We start from the raw sequence: 21,287 nt of genomic DNA, 5'->3' as shown, positions 1-21,287 counted from the left end.
GCCCTAGCGTAAAGCGGCACCCGGGGCCGCCTCAGGCCCGGGTGCCGCCCGTTCGGTGCGGGGGTCGGTCAGGTGACGTTGACCGCGGTCCAGGCCGCCGCCACCGCGCTGTACTCGGTGGAGGAGGAGCCGTACAGGGCCGATGCCGCGCTCAGCGTCGCGGTGCGGGCGCCCTTGTAGTTGGTGGTCGAGGTCATGTACTCGGTCAGCGCCTTGTACCAGATCCTGACCGCCTTGTCGCGGCCGATGCCGGTGAGCGTCGAGCCGTTGTAGGTGGGCGAGTTGTAGCTGACGCCGTTGATCGTCTTCGCGCCGCTGCCCTCGGAGAGCAGGAAGAAGAAGTGGTTGGCCGGGCCGGACGAGTAGTGCACGTCCAGGCTCGCCAGCGAGGACGACCAGTAGTTGGCGGACGAGCCGTCCTTGCTCGGCTGGTCCATGTAGCGCAGCGGGGTGCCGTCGCCGTTGATGTCGATCTTCTCGCCGATGAGGTAGTCGCCGGTGTCCTGGGAGTTGGCGGCGTAGAACTCCACCGCCGTGCCGAAGATGTCGGAGGTCGCCTCGTTCAGACCGCCCGACTCGCCCGAGTAGTTGAGCCCGGCGGTGTTGGAGGTGACGCCGTGCGTCATCTCGTGGCCGGCGACGTCCAGCGAGGTCAGCGGCTTGACGTTGCCGGAGCCGTCGCCGTAGGTCATGCAGAAGCAGCTGTCCGACCAGAAGGCGTTGACGTAGGCGTTGCCGTAGTGGACCCGGGAGTAGGCGGCGACGCCGTTGTTTTTGATGCCGTTGCGGCCGAGGACGTTCTTGTAGAAGTCCCAGGTGACCTGGGCGCCGTAGTGGGCGTCCACGGCGGCGGTCTGCGAGGTGGAGGAGCTGGAGGCCGCCCCGGTGCCCCAGGTGTCGTCGGCGTCGGTGAAGAGCGTGCCCGCCGAGGAGGAGGTGGAGCGCGCCTTGTTGTACGTCTTGTGGGCGCCGCGCGAGGCGTCGTTGAGCTGGTACGTCGAACCGGACAGCGAGGTGCCGACGGTCACCGTGCCGCTGTACTGGCTGTTGCCGGTGCCGGTCTGGATCGCCTCCCACTCGTAGAGCTTCTCGCCCGTGGTGGCGTCCGTGATGACGTGCAGCTCCTGCGGGGTGCCGTCGTGCTGGAAGCCGCCGACGACCGTCTCGTAGGCGAGGGCGGGGGTGCCGCTCGCGGCCCAGACGACCTTGCGCGGGGCCTGGTCGGCGGCCGACTTGGTGGAGCCCTCCGCCTTGGCGGCCTTCACGGCCTGCTTCTCGGCGGCGGCCCTGGTCACGTCCGCGCTGAGGTCGGCGACCTTCACGGCGGCCTTGGTGGCCTTGGTGACGCCCTCGGTGCTGCCCGCGGCGGTCTCGTGGACGATCAGGTCGCCGCCGAGGACCGGGAGTCCGGCGTAGGTCCGCTCGTAGCGGGTGTGGGTGGAGCCGTCGGCGTCCTTGACGACGTCCTTGACGACCAGTTCCTCCTGGGCGCCCAGGCCTATCTCCTCCGCCGTGGTGGGGGCTTCGGCGGCCGCCTGCTTGATCAGGGCGGTCCGGGCGGAGGCGCTGAGCTGGACCGGGCTCGCGCCGACGGCCGGGTCGCTCTTGGCGACGGCACCGGTGCTGGTCAGTCCGGTGGTGAGGAGGGCTCCGGCCGCGATCGCGGTGGCGATGGCCAGGGTGGTGCGCTTGTGACGCGCGTAGCGGGGGGTCACACAAGCTCCTTATGTGGGGGAGGAACGGGAAGTTGTGCGGCGGGTGAGGGAAGAGTGGCACCAGGGGCGCGTACATGTCAGGACCCCCAAACGATGTTGACCGAAAGTCGACTGTCCGGTGAACGTTTCAGGAATGTAAAGAGCGCCCCAAGGGCGGGTATGCAAACGGGCGCCGTCCCGGGGAGTTGAACCACCGGGACGACGCCCTGTCACTGAGCGGGAGCGCTGTGTCCTACGGGAACGTCAGCTTCCAGCTGTTGATGTAGCCGGTGTCGAGGGCCGCGTTGTCCTGAACCCGCAACTGCCAGGTCCCGTTGGCCACCTCGGAGGAGGCGTTCACCGTGTACGTGGTGTTGATGTTGTCCGAGCTGCCGCCGGTGCCGTACGCCTTGAGCGTGTACGCCGTGCCGTCGGGGGCGACTAGCTGGACCTGGAGGTCACCGATGTAGGTGTGCACGATGTCCACGCCGACCTGGAGGTTGGAGGGCGCGTTGCCGGTCCGCCCGGAGACGGTGATGGAGGAAGTGACCGCCGCCCCGCGGTCCGGGATCGCCACGTCGGTGGTGTTCTCGAAGGTGGTGCCGCCACCGCCGCCGCCGGGACGCGAGCCGACCGCCACGCCCGCCCAGGCGTGCTGCACCGCCGCGTACTCGGCGCTGGTGGTGCCGTACAGCTCACCGGCCGCCGCGAGGGTGCCCGTGCGGGCGCCCGCGTAGTTGGTGTTGGAGGTGAACTTGGTGGTCAGCGCGCGGAACCAGATCTTCTCCGCCTTGTCGCGGCCGATGCCGGTGACCGCGAGGCCGTCCGCGGTGGGCGAGTTGTAGGTGACACCGTTGATGGTCTTGGTGCCGCTGCCCTCGCTCAGCAGGTAGAAGAAGTGGTTGGCGGGGCCCGACGAGTAGTGCACGTCGATCGAGCCGATGCCCGAGTACCAGCTGTCCTTGGACGATCCGTCCTTGCTCGGCCGGTCCATGTAGCGCAGCGGGGTGCCGTCGCCGTTGATGTTGATCTCCTCGCCGATGAGGTAGTCACCGACGTCGGAGGAGTTGTTGGCGAAGAACTCGACGGTCGAGCCGAAGATGTCGGAGGTCGCCTCGTTCAGGCCGCCGGACTCGCCGCTGTAGACGAGGCCCGCGGTGTTGGAGGTGAGCCCGTGCGTCATCTCGTGCGCGGCCACGTCGATCGAGGTCAGCGGGTTGGCGTTGCCCGAGCCGTCGCCGTAGGTCATGCAGAAGCAGCTGTCCGACCAGAAGGCGTTGACGTAGTTGTTGCCGTAGTGGACCCGGGAGTAGGCGCCCACGCCGTCGCCGCGGATGCCCGAACGGCCGTGCACGTTCTTGTAGTAGTCCCAGGTCAGCGCGGCGCCGTAGTGGGCGTCGGCGGCGGCCGACTCCAGGTTGGACGGGCTGCCGTTGCCCCAGATGTCGTCCGCGCCGGAGAAGAGCGTTCCGGTGCCGGAGGTGCCGCGGTTGAGGTTGTACGTCTTGTGCCCGCCGCGCGCGCCGTCGGTGAGGTTGTACGTCGAGCCGGACTGGGTGGTGCCCAGGGTCACCGTGCCGCTGTAGACGGTGTTGCCGGTGCCGGTCTCGATGGCCTCCCACTCGTAGAGCTTCTCGCCCGTGGTGGCGTCGGTGACGACGTGCAGTTCCTGCGGGGTGCCGTCGTGCTGGAAGCCGCCGACGACCGTCTCGAAGGCCACCTTCGGGGTGCCGCTCGCCGCCCAGATCACCTTGCGCGGGGCCCGGTTGACGTCCGGGCTCTTGGCGTCCTCCGCCTCGGCCGCGGCCAGCGCCTGCCGCTCGGCCTTCGCCGCCGGTACGGCGGCCGTGGTGGTGGCCGGCCGGATGGCCCGCTTGGTGGCCTTCACGACCGAGGCCGTCGCGTCGGACTTGGTGCTCTTGACGACGAGGTCGCCGCCGAGCACCGGCAGGCCGTCGTAGGTCCGCTCGTAGCGCGTGTGGATCGTGCCGTTGCCGTCCTTGAGGACGTCACGGACGACCAGCTTCTCCTTGGCGCCCAGACCCAGCTCGCGGGCGGTGCCGGCCTTGCCGGCGTTGGCCGTGCGGATCAGCTCGGCGCGCTGGGCGGGGGAGAGCTTCACCGACTCGGCGCCCGGCAGGACCTTGCCGGAGGCCGCCGCGGGGACCTGCTCCGGGGCGGCGGTGGCGGCGCCCGACTGGACGGCCGCGGCGATCAGGGCGGAGACACCGACCAGGGCCACGGCGGCGGCCCGGCGGGTGGTGGATCTGTGGGAGGTGCGTCGGTCCGAGGAACTGCTTCTCAAAACTGACTCCTTCTGCGCGGCCGCGGATCGCGCGGCCAGGGGAGACCGTCCGGCGGGTGGGCCGGCCGGCAGAACGGGGTGGTGCGCAGAACCACGTGCGGGAGCTTCGGCCGCACACAGCGGAGAGAGCTATGGGGTTGCTGTGAAGCAGCCGTGGGAAGAGTGGCAGGAGATCGCCACTCCTGTCAGGGTCGCGTCAGAAACTTGGCCGGAAATCGTTCGTTGTCCGGGAGTTCATGTTCGTTATACGAACGCTTCGCGTCCGGGCGTGTGTGGGGGAGCGCCTAGGCCAGACTGTCCCGCCAGGCCCGGTGCAGATCCGCGAACCGGCCCGTCCCCGCGACGAGTTCGGCCGGCGAGCCGTCCTCGACGATCCGCCCGTGCTCCATCACCAGGACCCGGTCCGCGATCTCCACCGTGGACAGCCGGTGCGCGATCACCACCGCCGTCCGCCCGTGCAGCACCGTCGCCATCGCCCGCTGCACCGCCCGCTCACCCGGAACGTCCAGCGAACTGGTCGCCTCGTCGAGGATCAGCACCGCCGGATCGGCCAGCAACGCCCGCGCGAACGCCACGAGTTGACGCTGACCGGCGGAAATGCGGCCGCCCCGCCTGCGGACGTCGGTGTCGTAGCCGTCCGGCAGGGCGCTGATGAACTCGTGCGCGCCGATCGCCTTCGCGGCCCGCTCGATCTCCTCCCGGGAGGCGTCCGGCCGCCCGATGGCGATGTTCTCCGCGACCGTGCCGGAGAACAGGAACGCCTCCTGCGTCACCATCACCACCCCGCGCCGCAGTTCGGGCACCGGCAGCTCGCGCAGGTCCACCCCGTCCAGCAGCACCCGGCCCTCGGAGGGGTCGTAGAACCGGGCCAGCAGCTTCGCCAGCGTCGACTTGCCCGCGCCCGTCGAGCCGACCACCGCGACCGTCTGCCCGGCCGGCAGGGTGAGGTCGAAGACCGGCAGCACCTCGCCCCCGGTGCGGTAGGCGAACCGCACCCCGTCGAAGACGACCTCGCGGCCGGGGTGTTCGGACGCGGGCGGCGGGAGCTCCCGGGGCGCGGCCGGCTCGGGCACGGACGGCGTCTGCGCCAGCAGACCCGCGATCTTCTCCAGGGAGGCCGCCGCCGACTGGTAGGAGTTCAGGAACATCGCGAGCCGGTCGATCGGGTCGTACAGCCGCCGCAGGTACAGCACCGCCGCCGCCAGCACACCGAGCGCCAGGGTGTCGCCGGCCACCCGGTGCGCGCCCCACAGCACGATCAGCGCGACGGCCGTGTTGGCGACCAGCCGGGACCCCGTCACATAGCGCGCCATCTCCAGCAGCGCGTCCCCGTTGGTGCGCTCGTGCCGCCGGTTCAGCACGGCGAAGTCGGCGTCGTTCACGGCCTCCCGGCGGAACGCGCGCACCGGCCGGATGCCGTTCATGGTCTCCACGAACTTCACGATCACCGAGGCGATCGCCGTCGACCGCACCTGGAACACCCGCCCGACCCGCCGCCGGTAGCCGCGCATCAGCAGGTACAGCGGCACGAAGGAGGCCACCGCGACCGCGCCGAGCCCCAGGTCCAGCCAGAGCAGCATCGCGGAGATGTACAGGAACGACAGGATGACCGTGACCAGCTCCTGCAGGCCCTCGTCCAGCAGCTCCCGCAGCGACTCCACGTCCGTGGTGGACCGGGAGATCAGCCGCCCGGAGGTGTAGCGCTCGTGGAAGTCGACGCTCAGCGCCTGCGCGTGCCGGAAGATCCGCCCGCGCAGGTCCAGCAGCACGTCCTGGTTGACCCGGGCGGCGGCGACCACGAACGCGTACTGGAGGGCACCGGAGACCGCCGCGCACAGCAGATAGCCCACGGCCACCGCGATCAGCGGACCGTGGTCGTCGCGCCGGAACGCCGGCACCGCCTCGTCGATGGCGTACGCCACCAGCAGCGGGCCCGCCTGCACGGCCGCCTGCTGGACGAGCAGCAGCAGCGTGGTCAGCGCCACCCGCGCCCGCATCGGGGCGAGCAGGGAACGCAGCAGAGCGCCGGTGGCGCCCGGGGGAGTGGGCAGGACGTCGTGGTCGAAGGGGTCGCCGGCCGCCCTCTCGCACGGTTCGTCGTCCCGGGCCGGTGCCTTCGTGGTGGTGGGCGCGGTCATCGACGGGCCTCCTCGTCCGCGCCCGACATCAGATGGGCGTACTCGGCGTTGGTGCGGAGCAGTTCGTGATGGGTGCCGACCGCGGTGATCCGCCCGCCGGACAGCAGCGCGACCCGGTCGGCGAGCAGCACGGTGGACGGCCGGTGCGCCACGATGAGCGCGGTGGTCTCCGCGAGCACCTCCCGCAGCGCCGCCTCCACGGCGGCCTCGGTGTGCACGTCCAGCGCCGACAGCGGATCGTCCAGCACCAGGAACCGCGGCCGTCCCACGACCGCGCGGGCCAGCGCCAGCCGCTGCCGCTGCCCGCCGGAGAGGCTCAGCCCCTGCTCGCCGACCTGCGTGCCGGTGCCCTCGGGCAGGGAGTGCGCGAAGTCGGCCTGGGCGACCGAGAGCGCCCGGTCCAGTTCGGCCGCCGCGGCGCTGTCGTCGGCGCCCATCAGGACGTTCTCCCCGACCGAGGCGGAGAACAGGGTCGGCTCCTCGAAGGCCACGGCCACCTGGGAGCGCAGCCGGTGACGGGACATCGCCATGATGTCCTCGCCGTCCAGCGTGATCCGGCCCTCGGTCACCTCGTGCAGCCTCGGCACCAGCGCGGTGAGCGTGGTCTTCCCGCTGCCGGTCGCCCCCACCAGGGCCATGGACTCCCCGGGGCGGATGTGCAGGTCGACACCGTCGAGGACCGGCGCGGAGTCCTCCGCGGCGTCGGGGTAGCGGAACCGCACGGACTCGAAGCGGAGCCCGCGCTCCCCGGAAGCCACCGCTCCGGCCGCGTGCGAGCCGTCCTCCGGCCGCTCGTCCACCACCTCGAAGTACCGCTCGGTCGCCGTCGCCGCCTCCTGGCTCATCGCCAGCAGGAAGCCGATCGACTCCACGGGCCACCGCAGGGCCAGCGCCGTGGAGAGGAAGGCGACCAGCGTGCCCGCCGACAGCGCGCCGTCGGCGACCTGCACCGCGCCCACCACCAGCGCCGCCCCCACCGCCAGTTCGGGCAGGGTGACGATCACCGCCCAGATGACCGCCAGCAGCCGCGCCTTGCGCAGCTCGGTCCCGCGCAGCGTCGAGGACAGCTCCCGGAAGGCGCGGGCCTGGCTCCGGTGCCGTCCGAAGCCCTTGATGATCCGGATGCCGAGCACGCTCTCCTCGACCACCGTCGTCAGGTCGCCGACCTGGTCCTGCGCCCGCCGCGCCACCGTGGCGTACCGCTTCTCGAAGACCACGCACATCACGATCACCGGCACCGCCGGCCCGAGGACCACCAACCCCAGCGTCCAGTCCTGGAGCAGCATGATGACCACGCCGACCACAATGGTGACGCCGTTGACCAGCAGAAAGGTCAGCGGGAACGCCAGGAACATCCGCACCAGCATCAGATCGGTGGTCGCCCGGGACAGCAACTGCCCGGACGCCCAACGGTCGTGGAAGGCCACCGGCAGGCGCTGGAGATGCCGGTACAGACCCGCCCGCATCTCCGCCTCGACATGGGACAGCGGCCGGGCCACCAGCCACCGCCGCACCCCGAACAGCACCGCCTCGGCCAGCCCGAGCAGCAGCAGGTACAGCGCCCCCAGCCACACCCCGCCCTGGTCCCGCTCCGCGACCGGCCCGTCCACCATCCACTTCAGTACGAGCGGAATCACCAGCCCCACGCAGGAGGCGACGATCGCCACCCCGGCGGCGGTGAACAGTCGCGCCCGCACCGGCCGGACGTAGGGCCACAGGCGCAGCAGGGTCCGGACGGCGGAGCGTTCCTCGGTCGTCACACGTGTCGAAGGCATCAGCAGCGAGCCTACGGAACGCCACTGACAACGCCCACGGATTTTCCCGTCGTTCCCGCTCAGCCGGCCGGGTACGGCAGCAGCCCCGCCGCGATCCCCTCCCACGCCTGCCGCAGCTCGCCCAGCAGCTCCGTCTCGTCACCGGCGCGGTCGGCCTGTTCGCGCCGGTCGGCGCCGAGGTCGTAGAGGTGGTCCGCGCCGGCGGCGTCCCGGTAGTACTTCCAGTCGCCGCGGCGCAGCGCGCGCTGGGACCGGACCCGCCAGAACAGGTCCCGCTCCGGCACCTCCCGCCCGCGCAGCAGGTACCCGGCCAGGCTCGTCCCGTCCAGCGGGTACGCCGGGTCCGGGCGGGCGCCGCCGAACTCCAGCAGGGTCGCCGTCCAGTCGGGGGAGAGGTTCGGCACGTCGCTGACCTGGCGGCCGTCGATCCGGGCCGGCCAGCGCAGCAGCGTAGGGACCCGGATACCGCCCTCCAGCAGCCCGGACTTCGCGCCGCTGAGCGGCCAGTTGTAGGAGAAGCGCTCACCGCCGTTGTCGCTGGCGAAGAGCACGACCGTGTTCTCCTCCTGCCCGGACCGGCGCAGGGCGTCGAGGACCTCGCCCACGGCGGCGTCGAGGTCCTGGACCATCTCGACGTACTTGGCGACCGAGCCGCCGTCGTAGTGGAACAGCGCCTTGTTGACCTCGGCCTGCGAGGTCGCGGCCCGGATCCTCGCCGCGATCTCGGCGCCGGCCTCCTCGTCGCCCTCGCCCAGCCAGGGCCAGTGCGGGGTCGTGAAGTTGAGGTTGAGCAGCCAGGGGGAGCCGTGGTCGCGGCCGACGTACTCCACCGCGCGCTCGGTCAGGACGGTCGTGTAGTAGCGCAGGTCCTGGTACTCGGCGTCGCCCTCGTAGAGGTCGTGGGTGCCGAGCTGGCCGAGCTTGGAGAAGTACTCCAGCACGCCACCGAAGTTGCCGAAGAACTCGTCCCAGCCGGACTTGGTCGGGCTGTGGTCCGGCAGCCAGCCGCAGTGCCACTTGCCGATCAGGGCGGTGGAGTAGCCCGCCTTCTTCAGCAGCGAGGCCAGGGTGGGGTGGCGGGGGTCCAGGCCCTGCGACCGGTTGGCGATCGGCTCGGCGAGCCCGCCCGGCGTACGGCCCGGATAGCGGCCGGTGTACAGGCTGAACCGGGTCGGCGAGCAGGTCGCGGAACCGGAGTAGGCGTCGGTGAACCGCACGCCCTGCCGGGCCAGCCGGTCCAGGTGGGGGGTGCGGATGTGCGGGGCGCCGTACGAGGACAGATCGGCCCAGCCCAGGTCGTCGCCGAGGACGACCAGGATGTTGGGCCGCTTGCCGGAGGCGGCCGGGCGGGCCCGGAAGGGGCGTTCGGCGGCTGCGGAGGCTTCGGCCGGGGCGGTCGTCGCGGCGACGGCGGACACGGCGCCGCCCCCGACGAGACCACCGAAGGAGCGGCGGGATATCTCGGGCATGCGGCCCAGTTGATCAGCGGGCCCGGCGCCGGAGCCAGGAATCCGGCGCGGAGTTCACGGGCTTGCAATGTTGCCGCGGTCAACCACTTCTACGGCCCCGACTCCGGGGCCGGCGGGTTCACCATCACGCCCGGACTCGGGGGCCGGCGGGTTCACCATCACGCCCGGACTCGGGGGCCGGCGGGTTCACCATCACGCCCGGACTCGGGGGCCGGCGGGTTCACCATCACGCCCGGACTCTGGGGCCGGCGGGTTCACCATCACGCCCGGACTCTGGGGCCGGCGGGTTCACCATCACCCCCGGCTCCGGGACCGGCGGTTCACCATCCCCTCGGCTCCGGGGCCGGTCGTCAGCGCACCACCCTCAGCAGCAGCACCGCACGGGCCGGCACCGTGATCTCCGTGCCCGCCCGGTGCACCACGCCCGGCCCCTCCCCCTGCTCCTCCCGCGAGGTGTCGACGACCACCTCGTACTCCTCCGCCCACGGCGGGGCCGGCAGCGTGAAGCTCTCCGGCCGGTGCCCCGCGTGCAGCACGGCCAGGAAGCTGTCGTCCACGATCGTCGCGCCCCGCTCGTCCCGACCCGGGATGTCCCGCCCGGACAGATACATGCCGAGCGTGGCGGCGGGCGCGTACCAGTCCTGCTCCGTCATCTCGGTGCCCCGCGCGGTGAACCAGGCCAGGTCCCGCAGTCCGTCCGCCGAGTGCGCGCGGCCCGAGAAGAACGCCCGGCGGCGCAGCACCGGATGCCGGTGGCGCAGCGCGATCAGCCGCGAGGTCAGCTCGAACAGGGCCCTCCACTCCGGGTCGTCCAGCAGCCCCCAGTCCAGCCAGCTGATCTCGTTGTCCTGGCAGTAGGCGTTGTTGTTGCCGCGCTGGGTGCGCCCCAGCTCGTCGCCCGCGACCAGCATCGGCACACCCGTCGACAGCAGCAGCGTGGTCAGCATGTTCCGCAGCTGCCGCCGCCGCAGCGCACGGACCCGCTCGTCGTCCGTCTCGCCCTCGGCCCCGCAGTTCCACGCCCGGTTGTCGTTCGTGCCGTCCCGGTTGCCCTCGCCGTTCGCCTCGTTGTGCTTGTGCTCGTAGGACACCAGGTCGCGCAGGGTGAAACCGTCGTGCGCCGTCACGAAGTTGACCGAGGCGTACGGCCGGCGCCCGCCCCACGCGTACAGGTCGCTCGACCCCGACAGCCGGTAGCCGAGGTCCCGCACGTCCGGCAGCGCGCCCCGCCAGAAGTCCCGCACGGCGTTGCGGTAGCGGTCGTTCCACTCGGTCCACAGCGGCGGGAAGGCGCCGACCTGGTAGCCGCCGGACCCCACGTCCCAGGGCTCGGCGATCAGCTTCACCCGGCTCAGCAGCGGGTCCTGGGCGATCACGGCGAGGAACGGCGAGAGCATGTCGACGTCGTGCATGGACCGGGCCAGCGCCGCGGCGAGGTCGAAGCGGAAGCCGTCGACCCCCATCTCCGTCACCCAGTAGCGCAGCGAGTCGGTGATCAGCCGCAGCACATGGGGCTGCACCACGTGCAGCGTGTTGCCGCAGCCGGTGTAGTCCGCGTACCGGCGCGCGTCCGACTGGACCCGGTAGTAGCCCCGGTTGTCGATGCCCTTCAACGACAGGGTCGGGCCCAGCTCGCCCGCCTCCGCGGTGTGGTTGTAGACCACGTCGAGGATGACCTCGATCCCCGCCTCGTGCAGCGCGCGCACCATCCGCTTGAACTCGCCGACCTGCTGGCCCCGGGTCCCGGAGGCCGCGTACCCGGCGTGCGGGGCGAAGTAGCCGATGGAGTTGTAGCCCCAGTAGTTCTTCAGGCCCCGGCGCAGCAGGTGGTCCTCGTGCGCGAACTGGTGGACCGGCAGCAGCTCCACCGCCGTCACGCCCAGCGCGGTCAGGTGCTCGACCGCCGCCGGGTGCGCCAGCCCCGCGTAGGTCCCGCGCAGCTCCTCGGGGATGCCCGGGTGCAGCCGGGTGAACCCCCGGACGTGCAGCTCGTAGATGACCGAGTCCGCCCACGGGGTCTTGGGCCGCCGGTCGTCCGTCCAGTCGTCGTCGTCATGGACCACGACCCCCTTGGGCACGTACGGCGCCGAGTCCCGGTCGTCCCGGACCGTGTCCGCGACCTGCTGCTGCGGCCAGTCACGGACGTGCCCGTACACCTCCGGGGGCAGCCCGAAGTCGCCGTCCACCGCGCGGGCGTAGGGGTCCAGCAGCAGCTTCGCGGGGTTCCAGCGGGCGCCGGTCCACGGGTCCCAGCGGCCGTGCACCCGGAAGCCGTACCGCTGGCCCGGCATCACGCCCGGCACGAAGCCGTGCCAGATCTCGTGCGTCAGCTCGGTCAGCCGGGCCCGGGTCTCCTTGCCGGCCTCGTCGAACAGACACAGCTCGACCGACTCCGCCCCGCCCGCCCACAGCGCGAAGTTGGTACCGGCCGCCCCGTCCGGCCCGATCCGGAAGCGGGCGCCCAGCGGGGTCGGCGCACCCGGCCACACGGGCATGCCCGGTGCGCGGACCGGAGTCCCGTTCCGTACGGCTCCCGGACGCTCGGCGGCCCGCTCCCGAGCCACCGCCTCCCGCTCGGCTGCGCTGCTGGACACCTTCGGCCTCCCACGGCTCACGGAACGACGTGGAAACGGGCATGCCGAATCCCGGCAGCGGCTCCCCGTCGCGTCGTCCTCCCCACTGTTCTGCCCAGCGCTTGGCTCGCACTCACGTTTCCCCGGAGCGTGCCCGCTCGTTGGGTTCGGTGTGAGGCATGCACAAGGGCGCGCGCGGCGCGCGAGGGCCACGCTGGCCGCCGTACTGGCAGGGGCGGCACTGCTGGCGGGAGCCGTCGGCTGCACTTCGGACGGCACCGGCGGGACCGGGCTCGGCGGACTCGGCAGGCCCGCCGCCGAGGACGTCATCAAGGTCTCCCCGGACGACGGCAGCCGCGGCGTCGGCCCCGGGGAGCGGCTGCGGGTGAGGGTGCCCAGCGGGCGCCTGGAGTCGGTGAAGGTGGTCAGGTCCCAGGACGCCCAGGAGACCCCCGTCCCCGGGCACATCTCCACCGACGGACTGAGCTGGGAACCCGACGACCGGCGGCTGGCACTGGCCGCCCGGTACACGGTCGACGTGGTCGCCCTCGACGGACACGGCCGCCGCTCCGCGCGCCACACCACCTTCACCACCCAGGTCCCCGAGGAGCGCTTCATCGGCTACGTCTCGCCGGAGAACCGCTCGACGGTCGGCACCGGCATGATCGTCTCCCTGGAGTTCAACCGGGAGATCAGGAACCGGGCGGCCGTGGAGCGCGCCGTCCAGGTCACCGCCCGGCCGGCCGTGGAGGTCCGCCCGCACTGGTTCGGCAACGGCCGCCTGGACTTCCGCCCCGAGACGTACTGGAAGCCCGGCACCCAGGTGACGGTCTCCCTCAAGTTCCGTGACGTGGAGGGCGCGCCCGGGGTCTACGGCCTCCAGCACAAGACGTTCTCCTTCACCGTCGGCCGCCACCAGGTCTCCACCGTCGACGCGGCGGCGCACACCATGGACGTCCGGCGCGACGGCGAACTGCTCGCCACCGTGCCGATCACCGCCGGCGCCCCGAAGACCACCACGTACAACGGGAAGATGGTGGTCACCGAGATGCTGGAGGTGACCCGGATGAACGGCGCGACCGTCGGCTTCAAGGACGCCGACGGCAAGGGCGAGTACGACATCCCGGACGTCCCGCACGCCATGCGCCTGACCGACTCCGGCACCTTCCTGCACGGCAACTACTGGGCGGAGGGCGTCTTCGGCAACGCCAACGTCAGCCACGGCTGCGTGGGACTGCGCGACGTCAAGGGCGGCGGCTCGGACACCCCGGCGGGCTGGTTCTTCGACCGCACCCTGATCGGGGACGTCGTCGAGGTCGTCCGCAGCAAGGACAAGCAGGTCGCCCCGGACAACGGACTCGGCGGCTGGAACATGGGCTGGAAGGCGTGGAAGGCGGGGAGCGCGCTGAAGTAGTGGCACGCGGCGGGCCGTTCGGTCCGCCGCGCCCCCTCCCGAACCCGCCGGTGAACTCGGTACGGAACGGTGACAAACGCGGGGCGCCGTGCCGGATGACCTTGTGGTTAATATGCGCCGAGTGCGCGCGTGGACGCGCGGGGGCGGGGCCCGACCAGGCCCGGCGAGGGGAGAGAAGGACTTGAACGTGCGACCGATATCGGGGGCGTCGGTTGGCGCACGCGCGGGTGCGCGCGGGCGGCGCGGGCTGATGGCGATGCTGGCCGGCGGAGTGCTGCTGGCTACCGCCGCGTGCGGCGGCGGCTCGGACGTGGGCTCCGGTGCCGAGGACGCCAAGGGCGGGGCGGGTGACTCGGGGAAGGCCCGGAGCACCCAGTCGACGGCCGTGGTCTCCATAGCCCCCAAGGACGGCGCCAAGTCCGTCCGCACCAGCGGCGCCCTGAAGATCGGCGCCGAGAAGGGCAGGCTGTCCGAGGTCGTCGTCAAGGACGGCAAGGGCCGCGAGATACCCGGGAAGATCACCGACGGGGGCGCGCGCTGGACGCCGTCCTCCCATCTGTCCGCCTCCACCACGTACACGGTGCGCGCGACCGCCGAGGACTCCGAGGGCCGCACGGCCACCGAGGACTCCAGCTTCACCACCCTGACGCCGCAGAACTTCTTCACGGGGCACTTCACCCCCGAGGACGGTTCGAAGGTCGGCGTCGGAATGCCCTTCTCCCTCCGCTTCGACCGGGGCATCACCAACCCCGACGAGGTGGAGAGGGCGGTCACCATCAAGACCGAGCCCGCCGTCGACGTCGAGGGCCACTGGTTCGGCAACGACCGGCTGGACTTCCGTCCGGAGGAGTACTGGAAGGAAGGCACCAAGGTCACCGTCGACCTCAACCTCGACGGGGTCGAGGGCCGGGACGGCGTCTACGGCGAGCAGAGGAAGACCGTCTCCTTCACCATCGGCCGCGACCAGGTCTCCGTCGTCGACGTGAAGACCAAGAAGATGAAGATCACGCAGGACGGCAAGGTCGTCAAGACCATCCCGGTGACCACCGGCAAGCCCGGTTACGACACCTGGAACGGCCAGATGGTCATCACCGAGAAGTTCGTCGAGACCCGCATGAACGGCGACACGGTCGGCTACGACGGCGAGTACGACATCGACGACGTCCCGCACGCCATGCGCCTGACCCAGTCCGGCACCTTCATCCACGGCAACTACTGGGGCGGCGACGCCTTCGGCAACTACAACGCCAGCCACGGCTGCGTGGGCCTGCGCGACGTCAAGGGCGCCTACGACGGCTCCACCCCGGCCGCCTGGTTCTTCAACCACTCCATGATCGGCGACGTGGTCGTCGTGAAGAACTCCGACGACAAGCAGGTCGCCCCGGACAACGGCCTCAACGGCTGGAACATGTCCTGGGAGGAGTGGACGAAGTAGCGGGGCCGGGGGCCGCCCTTCTGCGCGGTCGTTAGTCACCGTTAACCTGCGGGGCATGACCGTGAATCTCGAAGTCGCCGAGGGCGTGGGCACGCTCCGCCTGGACCGCCCCCCGATGAACGCGCTGGACGTCGCCACCCAGGACCGCCTGAAGGAACTCGCCGAGGAGGCCACCCGGCGCGACGACGTACGCGCGGTGGTGATCTACGGCGGCGAGAAGGTGTTCGCGGCGGGCGCGGACATCAAGGAGATGCAGGCCATGGACCACGCGGCCATGGTCCTGCGCTCCCGGGCCCTCCAGGACTCCTTCACCGCCGTGGCCCGGATCCCCAAGCCGGTGGTCGCGGCGGTGACGGGGTACGCCCTCGGCGGCGGCTGCGAGCTGGCCCTGTGCGCGGACTTCCGGATCGCCGCGGAGAACGCCAAGCTGGGCCAGCCGGAGATCCTGCTCGGCCTGATCCCGGGGGCCGGCGGCACCCAGCGCCTGTCCCGGCTGATCGGCCCCTCCAGGGCGAAGGACCTCATCTTCACCGGCCGGATGGTCAAGGCGGACGAGGCGCTGACGCTCGGCCTGGTGGACCGGGTCGTCCCGGCCGACGAGGTGTACACCGCCGCACACGCCTGGGCGGCGAAGCTCGCCCAGGGTCCGGCCCTCGCGCTGCGCGCCGCCAAGGAGTCGATCGACGCCGGCCTGGAGACCGACATCGACACCGGTCTGACCGTGGAACGGAACTGGTTCGCGGGCCTGTTCGCCACCGCGGACCGGGAGACCGGGATGCGCAGCTTCGTGGAGGAAGGGCCGGGCAAGGCGAAGTTCCTCTGACGCACCCGAATCCCCGCTCCGAATTCCCCCGGACCCCTTGCAATTGACGCGATGTCTGATCCGGGTCCCTCGATGGGACGGTTTATGGCAGCCTTAAGCGAGCCTTAAGCCTGTCTTGTCGAGGAGGCCCGTCGCTTGCCCTCAACAGAGCCTTCGTCGCAGGTCGGACGGGTTGCCGCGGACACCGAACTGCCTGCGGCATATGCCGATCGGCGCTCGCGGAATGATGGATTCCGGGGGGCGTATTCCGCGGGAACGGCCCCGGAGTGTCCCTGGGGCGGCCATGATGGGGGCATGGCGGGGCTGGAGGGCATCGAACAGCCGCGGGGACACGGCCGTGCGACCGCGGCGCGCTGGTCGCCGACGGTCGAGGACGAACACGCTCTGAAGGCAATGGAGTTGTTCGGCAACCCCACGGAGGCGGAGGTCCGGCTCCCGTCCCGCCCCGAGTCCGCCGCCACCGCGCGACGGCTCGCCCAGGTGGTGGTCCTGCGCCAGTGGGGCCTGACTCCGAAGCTGACCGAGGACGCGGTCTTACTCGTCTCCGAACTCGTGGGCAACGCGGTCCGCCACACCGGCGCCAGGGTCTTCGGCCTGCGGATGCGCCGCCGCCGGGGCTGGATCCGCATCGAGGTCCGCGACCCGTCCAGGGGCCTGCCGTGCCTGATGCCCGTCCAGGAGATGGACATCAGCGGCCGGGGCCTCTTCCTCGTGGACAAACTGGCCGACCGCTGGGGCGTCGACCTGCTCCCGAGGGGCAAGACGACCTGGTTCGAGATGCGCGTCGCGGACCGCTGAACGGCCGTCGCGGGACCGCCTCAGAACCTCAGCAGCACCTCCGAACCCACCGGCCGGTAGCCGGCCGCCTCGAACGCCCGCATGCTGCGCGCGTTCCCCGCCGCGACCTGCGCCCACAGCGGCTCACCCCCGGTCAGCCGCCGTGCCGCCAGCAGCAGTTCCCGGCCCAGCCCGCGGTGCCGTGCCCCCTCCGGCACCTCGACCGCGACCTCCAGCCGCCCCGCCACCCCGCGCCCCAGCACCAGGACGCCACCGCCCGCCGTCCACACCCGCACCTCCGCGCGCCGGGCACGGGAACTCACCACCCTGGGATGGCCCGGATCGTCGATCTCCCGCAGCGCGAGCGACGGCCGGCCCGGCAGCGGGGCGCCGGTCAGCATCACGTCGACGGTGTCGCACCCCCGCCCGGTGCGGTCCATCAGCGCCGTGAGGAAACGGGGGTTCATGGCGGCGGCGAGGGCGTCGCACGCCGTGGCGGCCAGGGTGTCGCGCACCCACTGCGGGTCCTCGTCGAGGGCGATCACGGAGTGCGCGGTGAAGGCGAAGACCCCGGCGTCCCGGCCGGCGGGCTGTGCGACGACGGTGGTGCCGCCGTCCGGGCGCGGGAAGGCGCCCCGCGCGGCCGCGTCCAGAATGTCCCGCAAGGTCGCCACCGCGCCGCTCCTCCTCTTTCTGGCCGCCGTTCACCGGCGAGGGTGGTCGGCGCACCGCGCGCTCGGACGGCCGGTTAATCTGACCTGCGACAGTACGACCAGTAGTTGAGAAATGGGGCGGACGGGTGGCCGACATCGACGAGGCACGCAAGCAGTTCGAGCGGATCGACACGGACGGTGACGGCTTCATCACCGCCGCCGAGTTCAAGACGGCGCTCGCCCAGGGCGGCGACTGGAACGTCACCGACACCGTGGCCGAGGTCATCATCAAGACCCGCGACCTCAACGGCGACAAGGTCCTGTCCTTCGACGAGTTCTGGGCCTACCTGGGCAAGTAGCACCCACGAAAGGGGCGCCCCACCGGACAACGGCGGGGCGCCCCTTCTGCGTTCCACGCGGGGCGTCAGGCCTTCTTCGCCCAGGCCCGGAGTTCCGCCCTGCTGTCGAAGTCGGCGACGTTCCTGTCCAGGGGATCGTCCGTGTACTGGTGGAAGCGCCACTTCGCCTTGATGCGGGGCTTGCCCGCGGAGACGTAGTCGGCGATCCAGAGGCCGTCGCCCGCGTAGGAGGTGGTGTCGACGGTGAGCCAGAAGTTCCGATTGCAGTAGAGGACGACCCGGTTGTTCGGCCGTAGTTCCCTCACCTTGCGGATGAAGCGGTCCTTCTCCGCGTTGGTCGCGTGGGTGCCCTCGCTCGTCGACTCCCAGTCGACGGCGAGGATGTCGCCCGCCTTCTCGGGGGCGTGGCGGACGAAATACTCCGCCTGGGCGGTGAGGTTGCCGGGCCACAGGAAGTGGTAGAAGCCGACGACCAGTCCGGCCTCGCGGGCCCGCTCGGTCTGGGCGGAGAGTTTCGGGTTGACGTACGAACGGCCCTCCGTCGCCTTGACGAAGACGAAGGAGAGGCCGTCGGTGTCGTACGCGGAGGGCTGGTAGGCGCTCACGTCAATGCCGCGCAGCATCGTGGGGGCTCCCTGAGAGGTGAGTGGGGGGACGGGAGTGGTAGATGCCCCGTGCCGCGCGGCCGATGCGTCAGCACTCGATGATGTTCACCGCCAGCCCGCCCCGCGCCGTCTCCTTGTATTTCACGCTCATGTCGGCGCCGGTGTCCTTCATCGTCTTGATGACCTTGTCCAGGGAGACCAGGTGGGAGCCGTCGCCGCGCATGGACATCCTCGCCGCGGTGACCGCCTTCACCGCGGCCATGCCGTTGCGCTCGATGCACGGGATCTGGACGAGCCCGCCGACCGGGTCGCAGGTCAGGCCGAGATTGTGCTCCATGCCGATCTCGGCCGCGTTCTCGACCTGTTCGGGCGAGCCCCCGAGGACCTCCGCCAGCGCGCCCGCCGCCATCGAGCACGCCGAGCCCACCTCGCCCTGGCAGCCGACCTCGGCGCCGGAGATGGAGGCGTTCTCCTTGAACAGCATGCCGATCGCGCCCGCGGCCAGCAGGAAGCGGACGACGCCGTCCTCGTCGGCACCCGGCACGAAGTTGATGTAGTAGTGCAGGACCGCGGGGATGATGCCCGCGGCGCCGTTGGTCGGGGCCGTCACGACCCGGCCGCCGGCCGCGTTCTCCTCGTTGACCGCCATCGCGTAGAGGGTGATCCACTCCATGGCGTGCGCGAGCGGGTCGCCCTCGGCCCGCAGCTGGCGGGCGGACATCGCGGCCCGCCGCCGCACCCGCAGCCCGCCCGGCAGGATGCCCTCCCGGGACATGCCCCGCGAGACACAGGCCTGCATGACCCGCCAGATCTCCAGCAGCCCGGTACGGATCTCCTCCTCCGTGCGCCAGGCCCGCTCGTTCTCCAGCATCAGGGACGAGATCGACAGACCCGTCTCCCTGGTCAGGCGCAGCAGCTCGTCACCCGTGCGGAAGGGGTACTTCAGCACCGTGTCGTCGAGCTTGATGCGGTCCGCGCCGACCGCGTCCTCGTCCACGACGAATCCGCCGCCGACGGAGTAGTACGTCTTCGACAGGAGCTCGGCCCCCGAGGCGTCGTACGCCCATATCGTCATGCCGTTGGCGTGGTACGGCAGCGTCTCGCGGCGGTGCAGGACGAGGTCGTCGTCGAAGGAGAACGGGATCTCGTGCTCGCCGAGCAGGCACAGCCGGCCCGCGGACCTGATCGCCTCGACGCGCTCGTCGGCCGTCTCCACGTCCACCGTCCGCGGCGAGGAGCCCTCCAGGCCCAGCAGCACCGCCTTGGGCGTGCCGTGGCCGTGTCCGGTCGCGCCCAGCGAGCCGTACAGCTCCGAGCGGACCGAGGCGACCGAGGGCAGCAGGCCCTCGTTGCGCAGTCGGCGGGCGAACATACGGGCCGCACGCATCGGGCCGACCGTGTGGGAGCTCGACGGGCCGATGCCGATCGAGAACAGGTCGAAGACCGAGATGGCCACGGGGAACTCCTCAAAAAAGGGTGGGGGCACACATCCTTGGGCGCCCCCACCAGGGAACTACTACTTGCTCAGGCCGGGGTACAGCGGGTGCTTGTCGGCCAGGGCCTTGACCCGGGCCTTCAGGGACTCCACGTCGTACGACGGCTTCAGGGCCTCGGCGATCACGTCCGCGACCTCGGCGAAGTCCTCGGCCCGGAAGCCTCGGGTGGCCAGGGCGGGCGTGCCGATCCGCAGACCGGACGTCACCATCGGCGGGCGCGGGTCGTTCGGGACGGCGTTGCGGTTGACCGTGATCCCGACCTCGTGGAGGCGGTCCTCGGCCTGCTGGCCGTCCAGCTCGGACTCGCGCAGGTCGACGAGGATGAGGTGGACGTCCGTGCCGCCGGACAGCACGTTCACTCCGGCCTCACGGGCGTCGTCCGCCGTCAGCCGCTCGGCGAGGATGCGCGCACCGTCCACGGTACGCCGCTGGCGCTCCTTGAACTCCTCCGAGGCGGCGACCTTGAAGGAGACCGCCTTCGCCGCGATCACGTGCTCCAGGGGACCGCCCTGGAAGCCCGGGAAGACGGAGGAGTTCAGCTTCTTGGCGAACTCCTGCTTGGCGAGGATGATGCCGCCGCGCGGGCCGCCCAGCGTCTTGTGGGTGGTGGAGGTGACCACATGGGCGTGCTCGACCGGGTTGGGGTGCAGCCCCGCCGCGACCAGACCGGCGAAGTGCGCCATGTCGACCCACAGGTACGCCTCGACCTCGTCGGCGATCCGGCGGAACTCGGCGAAGTCCAGCTGCCGCGGGTACGCCGACCAGCCGGCGATGATCACCTTCGGGCGGTGCTCCTTGGCCAGGCGCTCCACCTCGGCCATGTCGACCCGGCCGGCCTCGTCGACGTGGTAGGCGACCACGTCGAACTGCTTGCCGGAGAAGTTCAGGCGCATCCCGTGGGTGAGGTGACCGCCGTGCGCCAGGTCCAGGCCGAGGATCGTGTCGCCCGGCTTGGCCAGCGCGAAGAGCGCGGCCTGGTTGGCGGAGGCACCGGAGTGCGGCTGGACGTTGGCGTACTCGGCGCCGAACAGCTCCTTGACCCGGTCGATGGCGATCTGCTCGGTGACGTCGACGTGCTCGCAGCCGCCGTAGTACCGGCGGCCGGGGTAGCCCTCGGCGTACTTGTTGGTGAGGACCGAGCCCTGCGCCTCCATGACCGCGACCGGGGCGAAGTTCTCGGAGGCGATCATCTCCAGCGTGGACTGCTGGCGGTGCAGCTCGGCGTCGACCGCGGCGGCGACGTCCGGGTCGAGCTCGTGCAGCGACGTGTTCATGGCGGACATATGTCTTCGACTCCTCAGCCGGCGGAAAAGGCGGTGTACTCGTCGGCGGAGAGCAGGTCGGCCGGCTCCTCCGTGACGCGGACCTTGAACAGCCAGCCGCCCTCGAAGGGGGCCGAGTTCACCAGGGACGGGTCGTTCACGACGTCCTCGTTGATCTCGGTGACCTCGCCCGAGACCGGGGAGTACAGGTCGCTGACCGACTTGGTGGACTCCAGCTCGCCGCAGGACTCGCCCGCGGTCACCGTGGAGCCGGCCTCGGGGAGCTGGGCGTAGACGACGTCACCGAGCGCGTTGGCCGCGAACTCCGTGATGCCGATCGTCGAGACGCCGTCCTCGGCGACCGACAGCCACTCGTGCTCCTTGCTGTAGCGCAGCTGCTGGGGGTTGCTCATGGCCTGAATTCTCCTGTACGCGGGGAGGTGCTGACGAAGGGGGGACTGCCGTGGGCGTGCGTGAGCAGCGGTGATGTGCTCAGCATCACCTACGGC

At 71.2% G+C, this 21,287-nt stretch carries 16 protein-coding genes; 5 read left to right on the top strand and 11 right to left on the bottom strand.

Annotated features, from left to right (window positions below):
* Positions 1 to 68: 68 nt before the first annotated feature.
* The 6 genes from AB0E07_RS29635 to glgX all read right to left on the bottom strand — a co-directional run bounded on the left by AB0E07_RS29635 (position 69) and on the right by glgX (position 11,975).
* Positions 69 to 1,715, bottom strand: a complete 1,647-nt coding sequence (locus AB0E07_RS29635) for a M4 family metallopeptidase (RefSeq protein ID WP_362258858.1) — start codon at positions 1,713 to 1,715, stop codon at positions 69 to 71.
* A 232-nt stretch (positions 1,716 to 1,947) separates the two neighbouring features.
* Positions 1,948 to 3,999, bottom strand: a complete 2,052-nt coding sequence (locus AB0E07_RS29630) for a M4 family metallopeptidase (RefSeq protein ID WP_362258855.1) — start codon at positions 3,997 to 3,999, stop codon at positions 1,948 to 1,950.
* A gap of 284 nt (positions 4,000 to 4,283) precedes the next feature.
* Positions 4,284 to 6,137, bottom strand: coding sequence for an ABC transporter ATP-binding protein (locus tag AB0E07_RS29625; RefSeq protein ID WP_362258853.1), 1,854 nt, complete (start codon positions 6,135 to 6,137; stop codon positions 4,284 to 4,286).
* Entirely contained in the window at positions 6,134 to 7,912 is a 1,779-nt protein-coding gene (locus tag AB0E07_RS29620) for an ABC transporter ATP-binding protein (RefSeq protein ID WP_362258851.1), read from the bottom strand. The genes AB0E07_RS29625 and AB0E07_RS29620 overlap by 4 nt, the downstream gene beginning before the upstream one ends.
* A 59-nt stretch (positions 7,913 to 7,971) precedes the next feature.
* The gene (locus AB0E07_RS29615) at positions 7,972 to 9,381 is read right to left on the bottom strand and encodes a sulfatase-like hydrolase/transferase (RefSeq protein ID WP_362258848.1); all 1,410 of its coding nucleotides are present in this window, start codon (positions 9,379 to 9,381) and stop codon (positions 7,972 to 7,974) included.
* A gap of 350 nt (positions 9,382 to 9,731) precedes the next feature.
* On the bottom strand, positions 9,732 to 11,975 hold the full coding sequence (glgX, locus tag AB0E07_RS29610) for a glycogen debranching protein GlgX (RefSeq protein ID WP_362258845.1): 2,244 nt from the start codon (positions 11,973 to 11,975) through the stop codon (positions 9,732 to 9,734).
* A gap of 151 nt (positions 11,976 to 12,126) precedes the next feature.
* Here glgX and AB0E07_RS29605 point away from each other — a divergent pair, with 151 nt between their 5' ends.
* The 4 genes from AB0E07_RS29605 to AB0E07_RS29590 all read left to right on the top strand — a co-directional run bounded on the left by AB0E07_RS29605 (position 12,127) and on the right by AB0E07_RS29590 (position 16,424).
* Positions 12,127 to 13,368, top strand: coding sequence for an Ig-like domain-containing protein (locus AB0E07_RS29605; protein WP_362258842.1), 1,242 nt, complete (start codon positions 12,127 to 12,129; stop codon positions 13,366 to 13,368).
* Positions 13,369 to 13,549: 181 nt separating this feature from the next.
* Positions 13,550 to 14,803, top strand: a complete 1,254-nt coding sequence (locus AB0E07_RS29600; RefSeq protein ID WP_362258839.1) for an Ig-like domain-containing protein — start codon at positions 13,550 to 13,552, stop codon at positions 14,801 to 14,803.
* A 55-nt stretch (positions 14,804 to 14,858) separates the two neighbouring features.
* Entirely contained in the window at positions 14,859 to 15,626 is a 768-nt protein-coding gene (locus AB0E07_RS29595) for an enoyl-CoA hydratase-related protein (RefSeq protein ID WP_362258836.1), read from the top strand.
* 294 nt (positions 15,627 to 15,920) lie between these two features.
* Positions 15,921 to 16,424 carry an ATP-binding protein gene (locus AB0E07_RS29590; protein WP_362258834.1) on the top strand — a complete coding sequence of 168 codons (504 nt, stop codon included), beginning with the start codon at positions 15,921 to 15,923 and terminating at the stop codon, positions 16,422 to 16,424.
* A 20-nt stretch (positions 16,425 to 16,444) separates the two neighbouring features.
* On the opposite strand, the gene AB0E07_RS29585 is transcribed toward AB0E07_RS29590, so the two are convergent.
* Positions 16,445 to 17,077 carry a GNAT family N-acetyltransferase gene (locus tag AB0E07_RS29585; RefSeq protein WP_362258831.1) on the bottom strand — a complete coding sequence of 211 codons (633 nt, stop codon included), beginning with the start codon at positions 17,075 to 17,077 and terminating at the stop codon, positions 16,445 to 16,447.
* A gap of 125 nt (positions 17,078 to 17,202) precedes the next feature.
* On the opposite strand from AB0E07_RS29585, the gene AB0E07_RS29580 reads away from it, so the two are divergent.
* Positions 17,203 to 17,415 carry an EF-hand domain-containing protein gene (locus tag AB0E07_RS29580; RefSeq protein ID WP_362258828.1) on the top strand — a complete coding sequence of 71 codons (213 nt, stop codon included), beginning with the start codon at positions 17,203 to 17,205 and terminating at the stop codon, positions 17,413 to 17,415.
* Positions 17,416 to 17,480: 65 nt separating this feature from the next.
* On the opposite strand, the gene AB0E07_RS29575 is transcribed toward AB0E07_RS29580, so the two are convergent.
* From AB0E07_RS29575 to gcvH, 4 genes are all read right to left on the bottom strand, one after another.
* The gene (locus AB0E07_RS29575; protein WP_362258826.1) at positions 17,481 to 18,038 is read right to left on the bottom strand and encodes a glycoside hydrolase family 25 protein; all 558 of its coding nucleotides are present in this window, start codon (positions 18,036 to 18,038) and stop codon (positions 17,481 to 17,483) included.
* 70 nt (positions 18,039 to 18,108) lie between these two features.
* Positions 18,109 to 19,476, bottom strand: a complete 1,368-nt coding sequence (locus AB0E07_RS29570) for an L-serine ammonia-lyase (RefSeq protein WP_362258821.1) — start codon at positions 19,474 to 19,476, stop codon at positions 18,109 to 18,111.
* Between the two features lie 60 nt (positions 19,477 to 19,536).
* Positions 19,537 to 20,799 (bottom strand): serine hydroxymethyltransferase, encoded by a 1,263-nt coding sequence (gene glyA, locus AB0E07_RS29565; RefSeq protein ID WP_362258818.1) that lies wholly within the window; start codon positions 20,797 to 20,799, stop codon positions 19,537 to 19,539.
* 14 nt (positions 20,800 to 20,813) lie between these two features.
* Positions 20,814 to 21,191 carry a glycine cleavage system protein GcvH gene (gcvH, locus tag AB0E07_RS29560; protein ID WP_362258815.1) on the bottom strand — a complete coding sequence of 126 codons (378 nt, stop codon included), beginning with the start codon at positions 21,189 to 21,191 and terminating at the stop codon, positions 20,814 to 20,816.
* Positions 21,192 to 21,287 lie beyond the last annotated feature (96 nt).

The sequence above is a fragment of the Streptomyces sp. NPDC048002 genome, assembly GCF_040653275.1.
Lineage (GTDB): Bacteria > Actinomycetota > Actinomycetes > Streptomycetales > Streptomycetaceae > Streptomyces.
Note: the sequence above shows the minus strand (reverse complement) of the source record. Positions and strands in the feature narration are given on the sequence as shown.

What these genes read in the sequence shown, in the direction of transcription:
- AB0E07_RS29625 (WP_362258853.1), bottom strand. Translation starts at nt 6,137, where the DNA reads ATGACCGCGCCCACCACCACGAAGGCACCGGCCCGGGACGACGAACCG.
- AB0E07_RS29620 (WP_362258851.1), bottom strand. Translation starts at nt 7,912, where the DNA reads ATGCCTTCGACACGTGTGACGACCGAGGAACGCTCCGCCGTCCGGACC.
- AB0E07_RS29615 (WP_362258848.1), bottom strand. Translation starts at nt 9,381, where the DNA reads ATGCCCGAGATATCCCGCCGCTCCTTCGGTGGTCTCGTCGGGGGCGGC.
- AB0E07_RS29595 (WP_362258836.1), top strand. Translation starts at nt 14,859, where the DNA reads ATGACCGTGAATCTCGAAGTCGCCGAGGGCGTGGGCACGCTCCGCCTG.
- AB0E07_RS29590 (WP_362258834.1), top strand. Translation starts at nt 15,921, where the DNA reads ATGGCGGGGCTGGAGGGCATCGAACAGCCGCGGGGACACGGCCGTGCG.
- AB0E07_RS29575 (WP_362258826.1), bottom strand. Translation starts at nt 18,038, where the DNA reads ATGCTGCGCGGCATTGACGTGAGCGCCTACCAGCCCTCCGCGTACGAC.
- glyA (WP_362258818.1), bottom strand. Translation starts at nt 20,799, where the DNA reads ATGTCCGCCATGAACACGTCGCTGCACGAGCTCGACCCGGACGTCGCC.
- gcvH (WP_362258815.1), bottom strand. Translation starts at nt 21,191, where the DNA reads ATGAGCAACCCCCAGCAGCTGCGCTACAGCAAGGAGCACGAGTGGCTG.